Source organism: Aggregatibacter actinomycetemcomitans (assembly GCF_003130205.1).
Taxonomy (GTDB): Bacteria; Pseudomonadota; Gammaproteobacteria; order Enterobacterales; family Pasteurellaceae; genus Aggregatibacter; species Aggregatibacter actinomycetemcomitans_A.
The window spans coordinates 1-21854 of the sequence record NZ_NRDF01000001.1; the positions used below are offsets into that span (position 1 = coordinate 1).

General features: G+C 41.2%; 20 protein-coding genes and 1 other RNA gene. 13 read left to right on the top strand and 8 right to left on the bottom strand.

The window, feature by feature from the left end; translation table 11 throughout:
* The 7 genes from DK423_RS00005 to rfbB form a co-directional block, all read left to right on the top strand.
* On the top strand, nt 1–2909 hold a 2909-nt coding region (locus DK423_RS00005; protein WP_162541083.1), incomplete at its 5' end, for a glycosyltransferase.
* Nucleotides 2900–3445: an acyltransferase family protein gene (locus tag DK423_RS00010; protein ID WP_032996570.1), complete on the top strand. Its 546-nt coding sequence runs from the start codon at nt 2900–2902 to the stop codon at nt 3443–3445. The genes DK423_RS00005 and DK423_RS00010, both read left to right, overlap by 10 nt.
* Nucleotides 3442–4389 (top strand): glycosyltransferase family 2 protein, encoded by a 948-nt coding sequence (locus DK423_RS00015; protein ID WP_005556354.1) that lies wholly within the window; start codon nt 3442–3444, stop codon nt 4387–4389. The genes DK423_RS00010 and DK423_RS00015 overlap by 4 nt, the downstream gene beginning before the upstream one ends.
* Complete coding sequence (locus tag DK423_RS00020) at nt 4352–5770, top strand: sugar transferase (protein WP_005556355.1); 1419 nt, start codon at nt 4352–4354, stop codon at nt 5768–5770. The genes DK423_RS00015 and DK423_RS00020 overlap by 38 nt, the downstream gene beginning before the upstream one ends.
* A gap of 546 nt (nt 5771–6316) precedes the next feature.
* The gene (gene xthA, locus DK423_RS00030) at nt 6317–7120 is read left to right on the top strand and encodes an exodeoxyribonuclease III (protein WP_005556358.1); all 804 of its coding nucleotides are present in this window, start codon (nt 6317–6319) and stop codon (nt 7118–7120) included.
* The gene (locus DK423_RS00035; RefSeq protein ID WP_005556360.1) at nt 7120–7914 is read left to right on the top strand and encodes a TIGR01619 family protein; all 795 of its coding nucleotides are present in this window, start codon (nt 7120–7122) and stop codon (nt 7912–7914) included. The genes xthA and DK423_RS00035 overlap by 1 nt, the downstream gene beginning before the upstream one ends.
* A gap of 24 nt (nt 7915–7938) precedes the next feature.
* Nucleotides 7939–8967, top strand: coding sequence for a dTDP-glucose 4,6-dehydratase (rfbB, locus tag DK423_RS00040; RefSeq protein WP_005556362.1), 1029 nt, complete (start codon nt 7939–7941; stop codon nt 8965–8967).
* Between the two features lie 77 nt (nt 8968–9044).
* Here the strand turns inward: rfbB and DK423_RS00045 are convergent, their stop codons facing one another.
* Both DK423_RS00045 and ribA read right to left on the bottom strand, forming a co-directional pair.
* Nucleotides 9045–9785, bottom strand: a complete 741-nt coding sequence (locus DK423_RS00045) for a hypothetical protein (protein WP_061886553.1) — start codon at nt 9783–9785, stop codon at nt 9045–9047.
* Nucleotides 9786–10056: 271 nt separating this feature from the next.
* A complete protein-coding gene (gene ribA, locus DK423_RS00050) occupies nt 10057–10710 on the bottom strand; it encodes a GTP cyclohydrolase II (RefSeq protein WP_005556366.1) in 654 nt (217 codons plus the stop codon).
* Nucleotides 10711–10786: 76 nt separating this feature from the next.
* Between ribA and DK423_RS00055 the strand changes: the two genes are divergently transcribed.
* Both DK423_RS00055 and nagK read left to right on the top strand, forming a co-directional pair.
* Nucleotides 10787–11527, top strand: a complete 741-nt coding sequence (locus tag DK423_RS00055) for a phosphatase PAP2 family protein (protein ID WP_005556368.1) — start codon at nt 10787–10789, stop codon at nt 11525–11527.
* Between the two features lie 50 nt (nt 11528–11577).
* The gene (gene nagK / locus DK423_RS00060; RefSeq protein WP_005556370.1) at nt 11578–12492 is read left to right on the top strand and encodes an N-acetylglucosamine kinase; all 915 of its coding nucleotides are present in this window, start codon (nt 11578–11580) and stop codon (nt 12490–12492) included.
* Nucleotides 12493–12548: 56 nt separating this feature from the next.
* Here the strand turns inward: nagK and DK423_RS00065 are convergent, their stop codons facing one another.
* Nucleotides 12549–13133 carry a DUF1439 domain-containing protein gene (locus DK423_RS00065; protein WP_005556372.1) on the bottom strand — a complete coding sequence of 195 codons (585 nt, stop codon included), beginning with the start codon at nt 13131–13133 and terminating at the stop codon, nt 12549–12551.
* An 87-nt stretch (nt 13134–13220) separates the two neighbouring features.
* Between DK423_RS00065 and DK423_RS00070 the strand changes: the two genes are divergently transcribed.
* The 3 genes from DK423_RS00070 to DK423_RS11465 all read left to right on the top strand — a co-directional run bounded on the left by DK423_RS00070 (nt 13221) and on the right by DK423_RS11465 (nt 14787).
* On the top strand, nt 13221–13856 hold the full coding sequence (locus DK423_RS00070) for a hypothetical protein (RefSeq protein ID WP_005556374.1): 636 nt from the start codon (nt 13221–13223) through the stop codon (nt 13854–13856).
* A gap of 65 nt (nt 13857–13921) precedes the next feature.
* Nucleotides 13922–14662, top strand: a complete 741-nt coding sequence (locus DK423_RS00075; protein ID WP_032996572.1) for a lipopolysaccharide kinase InaA family protein — start codon at nt 13922–13924, stop codon at nt 14660–14662.
* Nucleotides 14659–14787 carry a lipoprotein gene (locus DK423_RS11465; protein WP_005542417.1) on the top strand — a complete coding sequence of 43 codons (129 nt, stop codon included), beginning with the start codon at nt 14659–14661 and terminating at the stop codon, nt 14785–14787. Before DK423_RS00075 ends, DK423_RS11465 begins: the two co-directional genes overlap by 4 nt.
* Nucleotides 14788–15000: 213 nt before the next feature.
* Here DK423_RS11465 and tesB read toward each other — a convergent pair whose 3' ends face one another.
* The gene (tesB, locus tag DK423_RS00080; protein ID WP_005556378.1) at nt 15001–15867 is read right to left on the bottom strand and encodes an acyl-CoA thioesterase II; all 867 of its coding nucleotides are present in this window, start codon (nt 15865–15867) and stop codon (nt 15001–15003) included.
* 136 nt (nt 15868–16003) lie between these two features.
* On the opposite strand from tesB, the gene ffs reads away from it, so the two are divergent.
* An RNA gene (ffs, locus tag DK423_RS00085) (signal recognition particle sRNA small type) lies at nt 16004–16102 on the top strand.
* Between the two features lie 24 nt (nt 16103–16126).
* On the opposite strand, the gene cydC is transcribed toward ffs, so the two are convergent.
* From cydC to DK423_RS00105, 4 genes are all read right to left on the bottom strand, one after another.
* Entirely contained in the window at nt 16127–17860 is a 1734-nt protein-coding gene (gene cydC / locus DK423_RS00090; RefSeq protein ID WP_109043835.1) for a heme ABC transporter ATP-binding protein/permease CydC, read from the bottom strand.
* Nucleotides 17860–19623: a heme ABC transporter permease/ATP-binding protein CydD gene (cydD, locus tag DK423_RS00095; protein WP_109043836.1), complete on the bottom strand. Its 1764-nt coding sequence runs from the start codon at nt 19621–19623 to the stop codon at nt 17860–17862. Before cydD ends, cydC begins: the two co-directional genes overlap by 1 nt.
* Before the next feature lie 103 nt (nt 19624–19726).
* Nucleotides 19727–20680: a thioredoxin-disulfide reductase gene (gene trxB, locus DK423_RS00100; protein ID WP_005556383.1), complete on the bottom strand. Its 954-nt coding sequence runs from the start codon at nt 20678–20680 to the stop codon at nt 19727–19729.
* A 58-nt stretch (nt 20681–20738) separates the two neighbouring features.
* Nucleotides 20739–21596: a co-chaperone YbbN gene (locus DK423_RS00105; protein WP_005556385.1), complete on the bottom strand. Its 858-nt coding sequence runs from the start codon at nt 21594–21596 to the stop codon at nt 20739–20741.
* Between the last annotated feature and the right edge of the window lie 258 nt (nt 21597–21854).

Sequence of the window (21854 nt, forward strand, 5' to 3'; positions counted from 1 at the left end):
TAAGTAAATATAAAACTATTGAACGAAATGATTTACAGTTAGAAAATATCTCTTCTAGATATGAAGGTAAAATTAAATCTCTTGAAAATAAAATCCATTTTAATCTTAAAAAGCACGAAGATGAACTTAGATATCTTAAAAATAAGATTAACTTTAATCTTAAGGAATATGAAATTAATTTACTAGTAGAGAGAAATAAGATTGAAATTTTAAATAATAAGATTATTTCAAAGAATAATATTTTGAGAAAGTTATATAATAAATATCGAAAAAATGTTAGATCCCAAAATGATTATATAGTATCACTGTCTAATCAAAGGTTAGTTTTGGAGAAAAATTTATCTGAAATAATTAATGACAGGGAAAAAAAGATAAGAGACTTAGATGCTATTTTAACAGGAATTATGCAATCTAGAGGTTATAAACTACTTATGAAAATAAAGAAAATCTTTAACAAGACAGATTATGATATCCTCAGAAAGTCTGGATTGTTCAATTCTGAATACTATTTAAATAATAATCAAGATGTTAGAGAAGCTAATGTAGATCCTATTCAGCATTTTTTAGATTATGGTTGGAAAGAAGGGCGAAATCCTTCTCCTAAATTTGATCTAAATGGTTACCTTGATTCTTATAATGATGTAAAATCAGCTAATATTAATCCATTGTTGCATTATGTAAAATATGGTAAAAAAGAAGGAAGAAAGATCAAACCTGTAGAATTTGGGATGTTATATTTAATTAAAAATATGATTTTTTTAATAAAGAAAAATCCTAGTTTAATTTCTAAATTCTTTTTCTTATTAAAGTCAAAAGGCATTAGATATGCTATTCAAAAATCAAAAAATAAATCTAATTTAGAAATAAATAAAAAAACAAAAAATGAATCTAACTTAAAAATAAATGAAAAAACAAATGAAGTAGAATTATTATTAGATGAATTACTCCTTTCATTAAATATTGAAAATCTATCTAGAATTAAGAATTTCTATCATAATTATACAAATAGACCTATAGATATAATTATCCCTGTTTATAATGGATATGAGTTTCTTGATAAATTATTTGAAAGTATAAAAGAAAATACTTCTTTACCATATAGATTACTTATATCTGATGATAAAAGCTCAGATGAGAGAGTTGTACCTTTTATTGAAAGATTTATTGAACAAAATCCTGATATAGATGCTATTTTCATAAAAAATAAGGAGAATTTAGGATTTCTAAAAACAGTTAATCTACTTTCGACATATGCAGAGAACCACTTAGTCTTATTAAATACTGATACGGAGCTACCTGAATTTTGGTTAGAAAGATTAATGTACCCTATTTTTACAAATAACGATATTGCAAGTACAACACCATTTACTAATTCTGGTACTATTTGTAGTTTCCCAAATTACTTAGTTGATAACAAATATATTTATGGTAATTTAACTTTAGAGAAAGTTGATAATATCTTTAAATTAGTAAATGTAGATAGCACTATGTTAGAAGTTCCTACAGGGGTCGGATTTTGTATGGGGGTTAATTTTAACGTAGTAAAAGAAATTGGTATGTTTGATGAAATTTATGGAAAAGGATATGGAGAAGAGAATGATTGGTGTCAAAGAGCCATAAGTGCTGGTTATAAGAATATTCATATTACTAATTTATTTGTATACCATAAACATGGTGGATCATTTTTGTCTGAAGATAAGATACGAAATATAAATGAACATTATCAAACTCTTCTTAATAAATTTCCAACATATGATAATCAAATACAGAAAATAATAAAAGATAACGCGTTAAATGGCTTGAGAATATTAGTAAGATCTATTATTAGTTTTAAACATTCAACAAAAGAAAATGTTTTAATAGTAGATCATGAATTAGGTGGTGGGGCTAATTTATATCAAAAGCAGAAAGTAGAAGAAATGATTAATCAAGCTAAAGGTATTATAGTTTTTAGCTACAATATTACTAAGAATATATATTCTTTATCGTTCCTTACATCTGAGTTTAATCAGTGTTTTGTTATAAAAAATATTAATTTAATACTAGATATTTTAGATTTTATAAATATAGAAGAAATTATATTAAATGGCGTAGTATCTTTTCCTAATGTATATGAAATTCTTAATCTGGTATTAAGAGTTAAAGATAAGTGTAATGCAAATTTAGTATTTCCATTGCATGATTACTTCTGTATTTCTCCTAGTTATACATTACTTACTGAAAATAATATATATAATGGAGTACCAAAAGACTTAAACGCTCATAGTAAATTTCTTAAAAATAGTGATGGAGAATTTAAACTATTTTGTAAAGAAAACAATGCACTTGTTTGGCAAAGTAAATGGGAACATTTTTTATCCTCTTGTAATAAAATTCTATGTTTTTCGCACTCATCTGAAGATATTTTAATAGAAGCTTATCCTGCTTTAAAAGATAAATTATCTTATATCCCTCACGATATTAGTGGTACTTTTGAAAATGTTTATCGTAAGCAGAAGAATAGTAAACGTGTTATTGGTATATTAGGAAATATTAATTTAGCAAAAGGTAGCTCAATTATAAAAGAGATTATTGAATATATTGATAAACACAGTTTAAATATTCAAGTCGTTTTAATTGGAAATTTAGATATTGAAATACGTTCAGACTCATTTATAAAAACAGGTAGTTATAAAAAGTCTGATGTGCCATCGTTATTGATTAAATATGAAGTTAATGAATTTTTAATTCCTTCTATTTGTCCAGAAACGTATTCTTATACTACAGACGAAATCATGCAATTAGGTTATCCTATCACTGTATTTAATCTAGGAGCACCAGCTGAGCGAGTTAAGTTATATGAAAAAGGCAGAGTTATTAATCTAAATTCTAAGAATTATATTGAGGAAATTTGTCAGTTATGGTTTTAACATTAAAGGATATTTATAATCAAAAAAATAACTATTTTGATGATTTTAGATTTATTTTAGCAACATTAGTTGTTTTTTATCATTCATATGAATTGGTTTCAAAACCAGAACATGATTTTATTAGTAAAACAATGTTAGGGCAATCAAGTTTAGGTGAAATAGCTGTCTACAGTTTTTTTACAATTTCTGGCTTTTTTATGATTCAGAGCTTGGAGAATTCTAAGACAGTTATAAGATACTTTAGAAATCGAATTTATAGAATTATTCCAGCCTTTTGGTTCTCTTTAATCTTTTTTTCATTATTTATAATCCCATTATTTTCTAATGTTTCATTTTGGGGAGATGGTGGAAGCTTAGATTTTATCGTAAAATCAGGAATATTTCATGTTTTAATAATATCTAAACTAGAAGTGATGTTTACTACATTTTCTATATGGATTTCCATTCCTTTAATAGTTATATTAACATTTTCAATTGGTTTTATATTAGGAATGATAATGAAAAAACATTCAATTCTGAGTAAATTATTAGGATGAAAGTATTATTATGCATACCAACCTACAACGCAGATCAGCAATGGCAAGCTTGGATTGCAGCCTATCAGCAACAAACCAGAAAAGCCGATGAGGTGATTGTGGTAGATTCTTCTTCCTTCGACCAAACGGTAAAATGGGCGGAGGCGGCAGGCTTTTCTGTACATAGTATTTCACAATCTGCGTTTAAGCACGGTAGAACCCGCAATCAAGCGGTTAAATTTGCTAAAAGTTTTACAGATATTATTGTGTTTATGACACAAGACGCGATTTTGGCTTCGCCTGATTCATTGGCAAATTTAGTGGCACCTTTTGAGAATCTTGAAGTTGCGGCGGTGTGTGGCAGGCAGTTGCCCCACGCCAATGCAACGCCTCTTGCCGCTCACGCACGTTATTTTAATTACCCGGCGCAATCGAAGTTAAAATCAAAAGCGGATATTATATCTTTAGGCATTAAAACGGTTTTTGTGTCTAACTCTTTTGCGGCGTATCGTCGTTCGGTGTTTGAAGAGCTTGGGGGCTTTCCTGATAATACAATTTTAGCGGAAGATATGTACTTAACCGCCAAAATGGTGTTAGCGGACTATAAAGTTGCCTATTGTGCAGAAGCAACGGTATTTCATAGCCACAACTATACCTTATGCCAGGAATTACAACGCTATTTTGACACGGGCGTGTTTCAGCAAGAACAAGGATGGATTCAGCAAACCTTTGGAAAAGCGGCTTCAGAAGGAAAGAAGTTTGTGCTTTCTGAATTCCAATTTCTTGTAAAAAATGCACCGCACTTGTTACCCAAAGCCTTGTTATCAAACTTTATCAAATGGCTTGGCTTTAAACTGGGGTATCATTATCAAAAATTGCCTTATGCGTGGTGTAAGGCATTAAGTATGCACAAAGGATATTGGAAAGATGAGAAAAACAGAAGGTTCCGCGCCTCTCATCAATAAAATCAGTTTGATTTTCACCGATATGGTTTCGTATTTTTTTGCGATTGCGGTGGGCTACTGGCTTTCACCTTTAGATGATTTTTCTCGCGATATTTTGGAACTGAAAGGTTCCATCTATCGGGCGAGTTCCTTTTTCTTGGCGATGTTAGCAAGCATCTGGATTTTGTGGGTATTTTATCGTCATTACACTTATCGTAAACCGTTTTGGGATGAGTTGAAAGACACCTATTTTTCACTCTTTGTGATTGCCTTTGTTAATTTGGCGCTGTTGGTGTTTGCCAAAGTACCCGATCCCGTGGAAACATGGGTTTATGTCTATGGCGTGCTTTTCCTCTGTTTTCCTCTCTTTCGGATCATTTGTAAAAAAGTCCTCAAATTTAACCGTTTGTGGGATATGCCAAGCGTGATCATCGGCACGGGGCGCAATGCTTTTCGTGCATACAAGGCGATTCAGGCTGAGTCCAACCTTGGTTATAAAGTGCAAGCTTTTGTTTCTCAACAAGAAAGTTGCGTGCTGGCAAAACACCTGGACTTTATGTCTGAACGGGAATTTTTAAAACATTTGCACCGCTACGAAAAAGTGTTTATTGCCCTGGAACACGATCAGGCAGATTTATTGGCATATTGGGTGAAAAAACTCTCGGCGCTGAATTTTCGCAATGTATCTATTATTCCGTCGTTACAAGGCATTCCACTTTATGGGGCGGAAATTTCGCATTTCTTTAGCTCTGAAACCATTGTGCTGCGGATCCCCAATAAGCTCGCTAAGCGTTCAACCCGTTTGATAAAACGAACGTTTGATATTGTGGTTTCCGGCCTATTGTTGATTCTGTTTGCTCCGCTTTTCTTGGTGCTATTTTTGATGATTCGTAAAGATGGCGGGAAAGCAGTGTATAGCCAAGTTCGGGTCGGGCGAGATCGCAAAGTCTTCAAATGCTATAAACTCCGTACGATGGTGGTTAATTCTCAACAAGTGCTGCGTGAATTATTGGCTAAAGATGAGGAAGCCCGCGAGCAGTGGAATAACGAGTTTAAACTCAAGAATGACCCTAGAATCACGCCAATCGGCAGAATTTTGCGTAAAACCAGCCTTGATGAGCTGCCTCAATTATGGAACGTCTTTAAAGGTGAAATGAGCCTTGTTGGTCCTCGCCCTGTAACGAGGCAAGAGTTGAAACACTATGGCGATGATTTAATTTACTACGAAATGGTTCGCCCGGGGCTTTCAGGCTTATGGCAAGTGAGCGGGCGTAACGACATTGGCTACGCCACCCGAGTATATTTAGATGCATGGTATGTGAAAAACTGGTCGTTGTGGAATGATATTGTGATCTTGGCAAAAACCGTCAACATTGTGTTGAGAAGAAAAGGGGCATATTAGCCCAAGCAGCTGGTTGATTTTCTCTGATAAAATGCAAAACATACTAAGCTCAAACTTAGTACGTTTTTTATTTACCCGCTGCCACATTCTTAAAGGCGAGTATTTTTCTCGCTTTGGTATGTTGACGATGTAGCCTATTGGTTCCGTATTTTTCAAAGTGTTGTAACCAAACTATAACGGAAGAATGGGTGTCGAGATGGAAGTATTGTGTGACTTCACGAATGCCTCAATGCTCTTCTAAAATAAGTTTGATGATGTGATTGAATTCGATTGAATAATGTTTACTCATAAAAAGCTGCACTTTAACTGGTTAGGTGTGGTATCCAATTTTTAAGTGGCGGATCATCGATGCCGATATGTTAAAAATTGGTTTTTATGGAATGATTTTGCCATTTTATGCTGAACCTTAAAAACTGTATTAGTTCGAAATGGGACTTATTAAAAGCTTGTTCATTAGATAAGCATCTCAAAAAAGCAGAATAAACTTCTGCTTTTTTGTTTGTTGCAAGTATAATGTTGTCCTTACACAAAGCAAAGGAACAAAACATGAAAGTCATGTCGTTTAACATAAACGGGTTAAGAGCCAGACCACATCAATTAGAAGAAATTATTGATAAATATCAACCGGATGTGCTGGGATTACAGGAAATCAAAGTGGCGGATGAGGTCTTTCCTTATGATTTGGTGAATCACCTCGGCTATCACGTCAATCATTTCGGGCAAAAGGGGCATTATGGCGTTGCGTTATTGAGTAAACAGGCGCCGCTGTCCGTCAGAAAAGGGTTTCCGACAGATGATGAGGAAGCGCAAAAGCGGATCATCATGATTGATTTGGAGACGAAATTCGGCCAGCTTACGGTCATTAACGGTTATTTCCCGCAAGGGGAAAGTCGTGAACACCCGACCAAATTTCCGGCGAAGCAAAAATTTTACGCGGACTTACAGCGTTATTTAGAGCAGGATCATAACGCACAAAACCTGGTGATTATCATGGGGGATATGAATATCAGCCCCTCCGATTTAGATATCGGTATCGGCGAAGAAAATCGTAAACGTTGGCTGCGTACCGGTAAATGTTCTTTCCTACCGGAAGAACGCGAATGGTATCAGCGTTTATATGCGTACGGCTTGGAGGATACTTTCCGTCACATGAATCCGACGGTTAATGATAAATTCTCCTGGTTTGATTATCGCTCCAAAGGATTTGACGACAACCGCGGTTTGCGTATTGACCACATTTTAGCAAATAAAGCCTTGGTGGCACATTGTGTGGATACCGGTATTGCCTTGGATATTCGCGCCATGGACAAACCTTCCGATCACGCACCGATTTGGGCGGAGTTTAAATAATGCCGTTGAAAAATCCCGAACCGAATTGGCAAAATTACCGCACATTAATTAATGGCAAAATTGCCAGTTGTACGGTTAATTTGGATATTTTTGAGGCATTCTCTCCACAAAAATACAATAAAGTCGTGCAGGTTTCTTTGCCTTATGAGCCTGATGAAAGTGCCATGCCAACCTTGGCTGAACATCATCGTGTCATTACGGAATTGTTCAAAATTCTGATTCAGGTTTCGGCACTATCCGATGTACTTTATGCCGGGCATATCATTGGTGACGGGCATTTGCAGTTGCATTTTTATTGCGATGAACCGACCGCACTTTTTGATGTGCTTGACCAATTCAAGGAACATATTGATCACACGGGCGTGCAGGATGATCCGAATTGGGATACTTATTTTGACTTTTTGCTGCCGTCGCCATTGGAAATGAAGCTTAACGTTACGGAAGAAATTCTGGATATGTTGTTGCAAAACGGAAGAAATTTGGCGGATAACTATCTCATTGAACACACCTTTCGATTTGCCGATGAACAGCTGATGTATCAATTTATGGAAGAAACTAATCTCAGTGACATTTCTTTCAACACCATGAGTTACAGCAATGCGCCTATTACTTTTTCTGATTCTGATGCGGAAAATAAAGAAAGCTTTTACATTGTTAAAATCGAACAGGAAATGTCTTTGGATACGGATGAAATTTTTGCTTATGTTGAACAGTTTGATCGTTTGGCGGAAAAATTTTCCGGTGAATATGTGGGCTGGGAGAGTGACACGATTAATCAGGTGAAAGCGAATTAACCCTTCTATAACAATAACTAATCTATGCAAATTCTCATTACCGGCGGTGCCGGTTTTATCGGTTCGGCGTTGATTCGGTGGCTGATTCAACATACTGAACATGACATCATTAATGTTGACAAGCTCACCTACGCCGGCAATTTATGTGCCTTGCACACCGTGGAAACCCATCTGCGTTATCACTTTGAACAGGCGGATATTTGCGATGGGCAAATGATGGCGCATATATTGGCGCAATATTGTCCTGATGCCGTCATTCATTTGGCGGCAGAAAGCCATGTGGATCGGTCGATTGAGGCACCTGCCGCGTTTATGCAAACCAATATTATCGGCACTTACACTTTGCTGGAAGCCGCCCGTCGTTATTACGAAAAATTGACAGCCGAGAAAAAAGCGGGATTCCGTTTTTTACATATTTCTACCGATGAAGTGTATGGCGATGTGGTGGAAAATCACGTCTTATCGAAGGAAGACACCGCGTATGCGCCAAGTAGCCCGTATTCCGCGTCAAAAGCCTCTGCCGATCATTTGGTTCGTGCCTGGCAGCGCACTTATGACTTGCCGACAATCATCACTAATTGCGCCAATAATTACGGCTCATACCAATACCCCGAAAAACTGATCCCGCTCATGATCTCCAATGCACTAAATGGCAAACCGTTACCGGTCTATGGCAACGGGCAGCAGATTCGTGATTGGCTTTATGTGGAAGATCATGTTCGCGCCTTGTATTTAGTGCTTATGAGAGGCAGCGTAGGCGAAAGCTACAATATCAGCAGTCATTGCGAAAAAACGAATTTGGCTGTGATTCACGCCATTTGTGATCTCTTGGAAGAATTGGCGCCTAATAAACCGATGGATGTAAAGCGTTATGCCGATTTAATTGTTCACATTACCGATCGTCCCGGTCACGATCGCCGCTACGCCCTTGATGCCACAAAAATTCGACAAGAATTAGGCTGGCAGCCACAAGAAAATTTCTCCTCCGGAATGCGAAAAACCGTGCAATGGTACATAAATAATCGGAGCTGCTTGGATAAAGTGCGGTCATAAAAACGTTGTTTTTTTCACCGCACTTTTTGAACCGAGTATTAGTTTTTATTCACAAAGTCCGCCTCAAAAACAGCTGTTTATTCAGGTTGTTTCGGTATGCTTTCCATGTTGATTACTTGAACGTGACATAAAGAACTAGGATCGATTTTGTATAGATAAAAGTTACCATTGGTCGCGTGAATACTTTTAGCTAAGATGAAGGTATCGCTGTATTTTGCTAAAACGTAATAGGCTATACCTTCAATTTCCAAGGAATCAAACACTGTTTTGAAATACGGGCGGCTGTAGCCGACAATAAAGGCACAGATTACAAAATAGCAATAAGTAGACAACATTACATAACTTTTATTTCTATACAGAAAAGTAATAGTAGTATTGAGCGAGATTGTACTTATGTGTTTCCGAATGTAATGCTTAAAGAGCAGGGTAACAATAAACGTTATAATGATGTAAGTGAGTATAAAAAGATAACTTATTTTCCCAACAGTCAAAATATAACCAATAACACCTGGGATAAAGAAAACGGTACATAAAATATAGGTCCTTAGCAGACTAAGACAAGCATCTGTCATATAAGGCTGGGCTTTCTTCAGTCCGAATAAGCCGATTAAATAGGTGCCAAGAAGAATAATGTTGACCCAGATCACATAGCCGAAACTACGAGCTACATTGCCCGTGCCTACATCTACATACCACCATGGAAAGCCGTAAAAATAAGATTGTCCCCAACCATAGGCATAAGCAGTGGACCAGCCTAAAACAACTAAAAATGCCATAGAAATGGAAGATGAAATAAGTTTACTTAAGGTTTTGAACATAAATATCTATTTGTATCTATTGTTGTTAAAATATAAATGAGAAGCATTTTATTTAAAATTCGTCTAAATTCAAGTTTAAGCAGAACTGTTTGTGTAAAAATTACCCTATTATTAGTGTGGATTTGTTGAGATGAATAGTATGAGTAAAATAAACTTACTATCGTGCCGGACAGCTGAAAGAGGTTGTATAGCGGTGTAAAATGGGATCAGAAAGCACAGTCCTTGTTCCGGTACTGTGCCTAAAAGCCTATAAGTGCGGTGAATTTTTGTGTTATTTTTTCGGCACTTCTTCCTGGCAATACGGGCATTCCATTAAATGTTGTTCGCCGTTATGCACGATAAAATGCCCCATTTTTTTCGCTTTGGTGTCCAAATAGGCGGTGTTATAACGATTCTCACCCACATTTAACGGCACCCGCTCAACCACGTTGATACCTGCCTGTTTCATGGTTTCGATTTTGTTCGGATTATTGGTGAGCAGACGAATTTGTTTTACGCCCAATAAATCAAAAATATCCGCACATACGCCAAAATTGCGTTCATCGGCGGCAAAGCCTAAAGCCAGGTTGGCTTCGATGGTATCCATGCCCTGATCTTGCAGGGAATAGGCGCGGATTTTGTTGATTAAGCCGATGCCTCTGCCTTCTTCGCGGTGATAAATTAATACGCCGCGCCCTTCCTGTTGAATTTGACGCAACGCCGCTGCCAGTTGGAAACCGCAGTCGCATTTTAGGCTGTGTAATGCGTCGCCGGTTAAACATTCGGAATGAATGCGCGCCAATACCGGTTCGTCCGAATTGCGGATGTCGCCTAAAACCAATGCAACGTGTTCTTTTTGGGTGTCGGGAAATTCAAAGCCCACGATTTTAAACAGACCGAACTCGGTCGGTAAATTCGCTTGGGCAACCAATTCAATTTTTGTCATAACTTGTCCTTAATTAGTCCTTATTCTTTTTCTCTTGTCGAATTCTGATGATAAAATGACAGTCCGATTTTCATTTATGGTTATGAATATGTTAAAAAGATTGTCATTATATACGCTATTGCTTTGTCTTGCCCCTGTTTTTGTCTGGTTATCCGCATGGCAGTGGAACGGAAATCAGGTTTTTGAGGATTACGAACATCCTTTATATTGGCTCACGGAAACCGGCAGTGTGCCTTATGCCGTTATCACTTGCGGCGTTTTTGCGCTGCTCTTTTTACCATTATTTTCTAATCGTAAACAATGGATTTTAGCTGTTGCTGTAATGGCTTTTTCGATGGTGGTGACGCAAGGGTTAAAATCCGGTTTAAAAAATGCGTTTGCCGAACCGCGTCCTTTCGTCACTTACATCGCCGAACAAACCGGCACGGGTACCGACGCTTTTTATGCGCAAGATCGTAAAGCGCGGGCACAAATCGTTGACCAATTCTATCAAGCCCAACCTTCGGTGCCTGAATGGATTAAAGGGCATTATGCCGATGAAGTGGGCTATTCCTTCCCTTCCGGACACACCATTTTTGCCGCCAGCTGGCTGATGTTAACCGTGGGCTTTGTGCAATTAATCGGCAACAGAAAAGGGCGCGCAAAATTATTACTCGGCTTTATGAGCATTTGGGCGCTATTGATGTTGGTCAGTCGCCTACGTTTTGGTATGCATTATCCGATAGATTTATTGATTTCCGTGTTAATGGCGTGGCTGGTGCATTGGGTGATGTTCGCGTTTTTAGCCAAAAAGCGGTATTTCCAAAAAGCGGAATAAGTTTGCCAAAAGTGGGGTCGTTTTTTTAGGTATTTTAACAGGAGAAACAGATGTTATACGGATTAGATATCGGCGGAACCAAAATTGAGTTGGCAGTGTTTAACTCGCAGTTGGAGAAGCAATATCGCGAACGGGTGGAAACACCGAAAACCAGCTATGAAGATTGGCTGAATAGCATTGCCGATTTGGTGAAAAAAGCCGATGAAGAATTCGGCTGTAAAGGTTCCGTCGGCTTAGGCATTCCGGGCTTTGTGAATCAAGCCACCGGCATCGCGGAAATCACCAATATCCGCGTGGCGGATAACAAACCTATTTTGCGCGACTTATCCGCTATTTTAGATCGCGAAGTGCGCGCCGAAAATGACGCCAACTGTTTTGCCTTATCGGAAGCCTGGGACGCGGAAAACGCCCAATATCCTTCCGTATTAGGTTTAATCTTAGGCACCGGCTTTGGCGGCGGTTTCGTGTTAAACGGCAAGATTCATTCCGGGCAAACCGGCATGGCGGGCGAGTTAGGGCATTTGCAATTGAACTACCATGCGTTGAAATTGCTCGGCTGGGACAACGCACCGATTTACGACTGCGGTTGCGGCAACAAAGCCTGTTTGGACACCTACTTATCTGGTCGCGGTTTTGAAATGTTATACCGCGATTTAAAAGGCGAAGCCTTATCCGCTAAAGAAATTATTCAACGTTTCTACGCCGGCAATAAAAGTGCGGTGGATTTTGTCGGCGTTTTTGTGGAGCTTGCCGCGATTTCCATCGGCAACATCATTACCGCCTTTGACCCGCATTTAATCGTGCTCGGCGGCGGATTGTCCAATTTCGATTATTTATACGACGCCTTGCCGAAAGCCTTACCGCCGCATTTAATGCGTAGCGCTAAGGTACCAGTGATTAAAAAAGCCAAATACGGCGATTCCGGCGGTGTGCGTGGCGCCGCAGCGTTGTTTTTATCCCGTTAATGCTGAATGCAATAAAAAAGGCTGAATCGTTGTTCAGCCTTTCTTTTTGCCTGAGATTATGGTTTTAGCAAATTATCAAAGGTATCCACTTCCAATCTGCCTTGTTCTACCCGAATGGCTTTGGCGGCTTGTTTAATCATCATATCCCGTGGATTTTTTTCGTCTAACGTATAAACCGGCGTGTTGCTCAAATAGGTTGCGATATTGTTGGTGAGTAACGGCACCAGACTTTGAATTTGTCCCATGTATTGTTCCGGCGAGCCGGACCAGCGCAGTACGCGAATATCTTTCAAATAAATCGCGCCTTTTTGCGCATCATAATAAGGCACGGTGTCGAAAGTGAGATTCAATTTGGCGGAAAACTGATCGGTAGGTAGTTTGAATAAGCCATCGACAGTGCCGCTCAATTCCAGGCGTTTTTCTGCAGATTGCCCGATTCTGGCGCTGAAATCGTGCAGATTGTAATCCACACCGGCAAGACCGGGAATGCTATAGTTATTTTTATAATTATTGTGCCGAGCCAGCAATTGGTTGATTTCATTCTCGCCGATGGCAAGGGCAAATGCGGATGTTGATAATGTTGAGGTCAGCAAAAATGCACAAAGTAATGTCATAAATTTCGGTTTTAACCAAGCAAACATAGGTGTTCTCCAAATCGTAAGGTTTAAAAAAAATAAAAAAACGGTTAAACTAGACCGCACTTTTGTCAATTCAAGGAGCTTATTTTCATGCATAAACATATCACCAGGGTGACCTTATGCTCATCAATTTTACTGTTATCGGCGTGTGGTTCGTTATTCGAAATGAAAGCCGAGGGTACGCCTGGTTACATCACTGAAGCAGCGCCGGCAAATGCCGATGTGAAAGCCTTGCTGAAAAAAGCGGAAACTTTGCCGACATTTGAGTATGTCAACAACAATACGCAATATACAGCTTACTTAAATGGACAACCGGAATTGATTAAAGTTAGCAACGGTAGTGACAATAAATTATTTTTCTATAAAGGCGGCAAAGTTTCCGTCGTGCAGGAAAATGGCAAAGTTCATCACATTGACACGGCAAACCAAGAGCAAAAAGCCTTGATTGCCGAAGCGAAAAAGTTGCACAAAATGTTGGGCACAAACAATGCGGACAAAGGCGCGGCTAACGTGAAAACCGGTAACGATGCCAAATTAAATTACCTTTGTATTGCAAAAATTCAACAGGTGGCGCAAACTTCACGCGTATTTCGTAGTTCTGCTAACCATGCTAACAGCAATTCCCGCTTAACTGCCGATGTGCGTTTAAACGGTAATCGGTTCTATAAAATGGATTGTCAGTTAGCCGGCAACCGGGTTGCAAAATTAAGTTTAATTAAGAAATAATCAGCAGGATTGCACAAAAAGTGCGGTTAATTTTGGCCGCACTTTTCGTTTATAGGGATTCTATTATGTCAGGCTCAGTGAAGTTTTCCTTTGCGCAATATGTTCGGCAGCTCTTGGCGGAACATAAAGGGGAGCGGGTCTATTATTTTACCTACGGAAACAAAAATTATTGGCTGAAGCAGCCGGAGCAATTAAAAGGCGTGTGGCATTTGCTAAAACCGCATCCGCAGCAGGCATTTCAAAACGAGCTTCGGAGTTTGCAGTATCTTGCACAACGACAAGCACCGGTGCCGAAATTAGCCGCTTTTGGTGAAGATTATCTGGTGCTGGAAGATGGTGGCAAGAGCGTAGCGAATTGGGTTGACGACAATATTCCAACGCAAACCAAACAACAGATTCTGCTGGATTGCGCTAAAGCCTTGGCGCAGTTACATCAACAGGGACTGGTACACGGGCGCCCGGCAATTCGGGATATTTTATGGCATGACGGCAGGGTGTTATTTATTGACTTTGAAGTGGATGCAACAAAACGGAACTTACCTCGTCAGAAAGTGCGCGATTTGATTTTGTTTATTTATAATTTATGTCGCGAGGAAAATATTTCCGATGAAACCATTCGCATGGTTATGCGCGGTTACCAACAAGATTGTGAGCCGCAGGAATGGCAGGATATGATGTCTTCCGTATGCCATTATCGTTTTTTGTATTATTTATTATTGCCGTTTAAATATATTGCCAAAAAAGATTTAATCGGGGTGTATCGTTTATTTAGGAATGTGGAAAAAGTGAAAAGGGGCGAAGCATGAAAAAAATCATCCTGGCAGTTTTTATTCTATTTAGCCTGGCGGCGTGTTCCGTAGGTGTCGGCGCAAGTGGCGGTTCCAATGGCGTCGGTGTGGGGTTCGGTGTCGGCACCGGTGTACGTTTATAAAAAAATGCCTGATAAATTTCGTTATCAGGCATTTTTTCAGTCTTAATATAAGGCGTTAACCCGCTTTATAAATCCGGTTTAATTCATGCCGTGTGAGTTGTATCGGAAAGTGCGGTCATAAAAACTCCGTTTTTTGAACGTTGGCTATGCCAGCGGCCCCGAAGGGGTGAATAAATCACTTCAGTGATTTATGAATATTTTTTCCCTCGTTTTTTATTGTTCTTCCGGAAGATAACGAATCAGTCCTTCCTGCTGCGTAGTGGCGATGAGTCTGCCGTCGGCGGAGAAGAACTGACCGCGCGCCAAACCGCGGGCGGCATAGGCGTTGTTGCTTTCGATGGCGTACAGCAGCCAGTCGTTTATGTCGAAAGGGCGATGGAACCAAATTGAATGGTCGATAGTGGCGACTTTCATACCTTTCTGTAAAAAGCCTTTTTCGTGCGGATGAAGTGCGGTCAAAATGCAGTGAAAATCTGAAAAATAGGCGAGCAGGCATTGTTGAATGTGGTAATCCGTCGGCGCTTCGCCATTAGTACGCACCCAAGAGAATTGTCGCGGTGGCAGCTTGCGCCCGTGGAACGGGTTATTCAGGTATTTGGTGCGAATATCAAAGGGGCGTTCCGCCGTAAATTTATCGCGTACTGCTTCTGGAATCATTTGCGCCATTTGCTGGATCACCGAGCTTTCCGACATGAGTGCGTCGGGGGCTTCCACTTTTGGCATTTCACTTTGATGCTCAAAGCCTTGCTCCAAAGTTTGGAAAGAGGCGGTGATGTGGCAAATCGGTGATTTGTGCTGAATGGCTTTGACGCGCATGGCGGTGAAATTTCTGCCTTCGCGTAGAATTTCCACATCATAAATAATCGGATATTGGCTATCGCCCGGGGATAAAAAATAGGCATGGCAAGAATGTAAAAAGCGATCCGTCGGCGCCACCTGAATGGCGGCGGAAAGAGCTTGTGCTACGACTTGTCCGCCGAAAACCTGGCGAAAGCCTAAATCCTGACTTTCGCCGCGAAAGAGTAAATCGTCGATTTTTTCCAGTTTTAACAAGTCGATAAGTTGATGAAGTGCGGTCATTATTTTCCTCGTTTGTTTAAAGTTAGGGTACTTTCCCTTTCATACGGAGATAACATTTGCAATTCGGCGGGGCTTATTGCATAATGCGAACCCTTAATCGCAGGTGTGAAGTCTTGCGGTTAATTCAATGGAAACCTTTTCGGTCCCTCGCAATGAAGTCTGGTTTACCAGGTCAGGTTCGGAAGAAAGCAGCCAGAGTCAGAATTTTCGTGTGCCGAGATCAAGCCGGGAAGGTTTCCACCTTTCCGGCCTTCTCCATTTAAATACGTTGTGTCAATTGCTTGAAGAAGCCATTTTCTTTATTGATTAGCTCCTGATAAACACCTTGTTCGATTAATCGGCTGTTATCAATCATGACCAGTTGATCAAATTGTTCAATCGCCGTTAAGCGGTGCGTCACCATAATTAATGTTTTGTCGCGACTATGTGTCAAAATTGCCTGCAAAATATTGCGTTCCGTTTCACGATCCAAACCTTCCGTCGGTTCATCTAACAGTAAAATCGGGGCGTCATTTAGTAACACTCTAGCCAAGCCCAAGCGGCGTTGTTCACCGCCGGATAACGGACGACCGCCGTCACCCAGCCATAAATCCAAACCCTGTTCCTGGTTCACGAGTTTTTCCAAGCCGACTTGGAGTAGCACGGCAATCATTTTTTCATCGCTTAGCGGAGCATGATTGGCAAGTTGCAGGTTGTTGCGCAAGGTGTCGCTGAAAACGTGTACCCGTTGGGTTAAGAAGCAAAATTGTTGGCGCAGACTGCTTTCGCTATATGTCTGAATGGCTTTACCCGCCAAAAGCATTTCACCCTGATTGGTATCATAGTTACGCACCAGTAATTGCAATAAAGTGGATTTACCGCTGCCGGTTTTGCCTAAAATGGCAATTTTTTCGCCGGCTTGAATGTTAAGGCTGAAATCAATTAGTGCCGGATTGGTTCGCTGTGGGTAAGTGAAATGCAGATTTTGGATTTGCAATAACGGCTGTTGTTTATCGATTTCTATTTCTTGAGTGCCGGAAAAATCCACTAACGGCTGTTGTTCGATAATGTCCGTCACCCGTTCGGCGGAAGCAACCACTTGCCCGATGTGCAAAAATGCCGCGCCGATAGGCATCAGGATTTCAAAAGAGGCGAGGGCGGCAAAAGCAAATAAACCGATAAACGCCATGCGGTATTTATCGTTGCCCAAATCCGCCTGGGCGGCAAACCACAAGGTGGCACATAACAGCAAACCGTTGGCGAATAATAAAAGTGCGGTGGAAAATCCTGATAAATTGGCTTCCCGTTGTTGGTAGGCTTGCCATTGTTGTTCCGTTTGGTTCAGTTTTTCTTTGACTTTGTCCTCGCCGTTGAACAGCAATAATTCCGCTTGCGCCTGGATAAATTCAATAAATTGCGTGCGGTAAAGGGCGCGGGATTGGGTGAGTTTGGCACCGAATTTGTTACCCAAATGGTAAAAAATCGTCGGGATAACCAGCAAAAGCGCCAGTAACGTGAAACCGATAAACAACGCGAGCGGAGCGTTGATAAAACTCAAGCCAAGGGTAATGAACGCAATCACCACGATGGCGCTGATAAAGGGCGCAATAAGGCGAAGATATAGGCTGTCGAGCGTGTCCACATCAGCAACCAAGCGGTTTAATAAATCGCTGTTACGATAACGGTTGAGCACCGCAGGGCTTAGCGGAATGATTTTACTAAACACCTGCACGCGCAGTTTTGCTAATACGCGAAAGGTGGCGTCATGGGCGACTACTTTTTCAAAATAGCGTGCTACAGTGCGCCCGATTGCTAAGCCGCGTACGCTGGCGGATGGGTAGAAAAAGTTAAATAGCGAACCGAAACCGGCAATGGCGGTGGCAGCAAGAAACCAGCCGGAGAGGGTGAGCAACCCGATACTGGAAGCCAGCCCTAAAATCATCAGCAAGCCGCCTAAAATTAGCGGCAACTTGGCGAATTTAAATAAACGAAGAAAAGGCAATAATGCGCGCATTAGTGAATATCCTGTTGTCGTTGGGCTAATAATTCGGCGAAGAAACCTTGGTGTTGCAGTTGGTCAAAATGCCCTTGCTGGATAATTTGCCCGTGGCGCATGACCAAAATATTGTCGCATTGTTTCAGATCTTCAATGCGGTGGGTAATCATGACTGTGGTTTGTTGTTGGCTAATTTGTTGTAATGCCTGTAACACCTGATTTTCCGATTGGGCATCCAGGCTGGCGGTAGGTTCGTCCAGTAACAGCAAATCGCCCTTGCGCAGCAATGCTCGAGCCACTGCCAAACGCTGCGCCTGTCCCACGGAAACGCCGATACCGCCTTCTTTAATTTCTGCCTCCAGACCAAGCCGATCGGTAAACTCTTTTGCTTGTGCCAAATGCAAGGCATGATCAATTTCCCGTTCGTCGGTTTGAATATCACCCAGCAATAAATTTTCTTTGATGGTGCCTTGTAGCAACAACGGGTTTTGCCCCACCCAAGCGATATGTTTACGCCATTGCATTAAATCCAGATCGCGCAATTCCTGTCCATTGATTTTCAGGCTGCCTTGATAGGGCAGAAAGCCTAACATGGCGTTGATGAGCGAGGTTTTGCCGGCGCCGCTTTGCCCGACGATGGCAATGTGGTTACGTGGCGGAATAGAAAAATTCAGGGCTTCCGTCAGCGGTTTGCCTTGCGGTGACAAGACCACCAGATTTTCACCTGAAATTTCCACCGCACTTTTTCCTTCAAATGCCGCTTTTTTATCGCCTTGGGCGATTAAATAATCGGCTTCCAGAAAATCCACAATGGCATCCGCCGCCCCGATACCGGCGGCGCGGTCGTGATAATAGGTGCCGAGATCGCGCAACGGTTGATAAAATTCCGGTGCGAGAATCAAGCAGAAGAAACCGATAAACAATGTGATTGGCGTGTCGTAAGTGCCGAATTCGATTTGTCCTAAATAACTGAAACCGAAATACACCGCCATTAATGCGATAGAGATGGAAGTGAAAAATTCCAGTACGGCAGAGGAGAGGAACGCCATTTTCAGCACGTCCATCGTGGTTTCACGGAAGTCTTCCGTGCTTTCTTCAATGTAGTGGGTTTGTTCCGCAGTGCGGTCAAATAAACGTAAGGTTTCCAAGCCGCGTAGCCGATCTAAAAATTGCCCGCTTAAACGGGCGAGGGTATCCATGTTCTTTTGGCTGCTGTCCGCCGCTGCTTTGCCCACTAAAATCATGAAAATCGGAATCAGCGGTGCGGTGCCCATTAAAATTAAACCCGCTGCCCAGTTTAACGGAAACACGGCGATTAGAACAATGATCGGCACAATAGCGGAAAGCACCTGTTGCGGCAAATAGCGGGCGTAGAAATTGTGCAGGTTTTCCACCTGCTCCAACATGATCGTCGCCCAGCTGCCCGCCGGTTTGTTGTTAATGGTGGCAGGCCCCACCTGATGAATTTTATCCAGAATTTGCCGGCGAATACTATTTCGTAATAATTGACCGCACTTAAAGCCGATTTTTTCCCGTAACCATAAAATCAGCGCGCGCAATGCAAAGCCCGCAATCAAGCCGACAAAATAGGGTACAAGACCACTAATTGCTTTATTAACAATAATGAGTTCATACAGCAATGATGCCAGTAAATAGGTTTGCGCCACGAGAATGACGGAAGAAAGGGAAGCAAGGAGGATGTTAAGGTTTAAATATTCTTTAATTGGCTTTTGCTGCGTGCGTAACCATTGTTGCAAATACTTTTGACGGGATTTGTCCATAAGTTGCGGTTTTTACAAAAGATAGAAAAAACATAAGGCGGGCTTAAAGCCCACCGTGTTATAACATCATGATTTTATTGACGGAACACAACGCCCGTCTGATTTATTTTTGCGCGTCTAAATAACGCTCGGCATCCAATGCCGCCATACAACCGGTGCCGGCAGAGGTAATCGCCTGGCGATAATTGTGATCCATCACATCACCGGCGGCAAAGACACCCTCCACGGAAGTGGCTGTGGCATTACCTTCTAAGCCCGATTTCACCACAATATAGCCGTTGTTTAATTCAAGCTGACCTTGGAAAATTTGCGTGTTCGGCGCATGACCAATGGCGACGAATACGCCGTCTAACATCACGTCTTCGGTGGCTTCGGATTGCACGTCTTTTAATCGTACACCGGTCACCCCCATGTTATCACCTAATACTTCATCTAAAGTGCGGTGGGTATGCAGAATGATTTTGCCTTCTTCTACTTTTTTGTATAAGCGATCAATAAGGATTTTTTCCGCGCGGAAGCTGTCGCGACGGTGAATCAAATGCACTTCGCTGGCAATATTGGCTAAATACAAAGCTTCTTCCACCGCCGTATTGCCACCACCGATCACTGCAACGGGCTTATTGCGATAAAAGAATCCGTCACAGGTGGCACAGGCGGAAACACCACGACCTTTGTAGTTTTCTTCGGTTGGTAAGCCCAAATATCGGGCGGAGGCGCCGGTGGCAATAATTAACGCATCACAGCTAAAGGTTTGTGCATCACCGTACAATTTGAACGGACGGGAGGAAAGATCGACACGGTTAATATGATCGAAGACGATTTCCGTTTCGAATTTTTCTGCGTGCTGTAGCATTCTTTGCATCAGTTCCGGACCGGTGGTTTCACCGAAATCGCCCGGCCAGTTTTCAATTTCATTGGTGGTAGTTAATTGACCGCCTTGTTGTAAACCGGTTACTAATAATGGTTTTAAATTAGCGCGTGCCGCATAAATCGCAGCAGTATAGCCGGCAGGGCCGGATCCTAAAATAAGTAATTGAGCGTGTTTAATTTCAGACATAAATAATCCTTTTTAAAATAATAGTTGAAAGGGCAGGTACATTATAGAAGATTTCCCGTCAGTACAACAACGAATAGATCAATCGGCGGTATTTATTAGCCACGGGATCATTGTTACCGATGGCGGCTAAAATCGCTAAAAATTCCTGTTTGATTTTACCTTCTTCCGCGCTTAAATCCTGACGCAAAATCTTAAATAACAGATCCAGCGCTTCTTCATTGCGGTTGGCTTGATGTAATTGCAACGCCAGTTTTAAGGCAAGATCGTTTGTCGGCTGTTGGGCAAATTCTTCTTGTAATTGCTGGATTTCCGGCGTGTCGGCAGCTTTAATCAATAATTCAATTTGCGCCTGTAAGCCCTGCCAGCGGCTGTCACGATCCTGCAGCGGAATCTTATTTAAAATCTGCTGCGCCGGCTCGGTTTTCTTCATGGCGATATAGGTTTCCGCATAGAGCAGCGCAATTTCACTGTTTTTCTGGTCGGACAACTCCCAGGCGTCTTTTAACAACGGCAATGCCTGTTCATAATTTTCGACCGCAAGCAATTCCAGCGCCTGATTAAACTTAATTTCTTCCTCTTTCGGCAAAATCGCACTCAAACGTTGTTGCAATGTGGTGTTATCCAATACCCCTTGAAATGCATCCAACGCTTGCCCGTCTCTGAATAAATACGTAGTTGGCAACGCCTGAATGCGGAATTGCGCCACCACCATTTGTTCTTTTTCACAATCCACTTTGGCTAACACAAACTGCCCTTGGTATTGATTGGCGTAGCTTTCCAACGTTTTAACAAACGTCACGGAATCGGCCTGGCTTGGTGCATAAAAGACAATGGCTAACGGGTAATTTTGGGAAAGTTGCAGGATTTCGTTAAGGTTATGTTCGTTGAGGTCGCGAATATAGGGAAAGTCGGTCATGATCGTCTCTTATTTTTTAGGTGAAATTAACGGGGCGCATTATAGCAAAGTGCGGTCAGTTTTTTTAGTGTTTTTCATTTGAGTGTTTTTAAAAAAGGCGCGCGGGGAACGCGCACCGGCGTAATTATTCATATCTCGTCAAAAGTGCGGTGGTTTTTTCGAGTGTTTTTTGAACTCAAAAAACACGTTCAATATCCACCGCACTTTTTCTGTCTTTTCCGGTGCATTCGGTAAATAACTCTCCCCTGTAATAGGGAT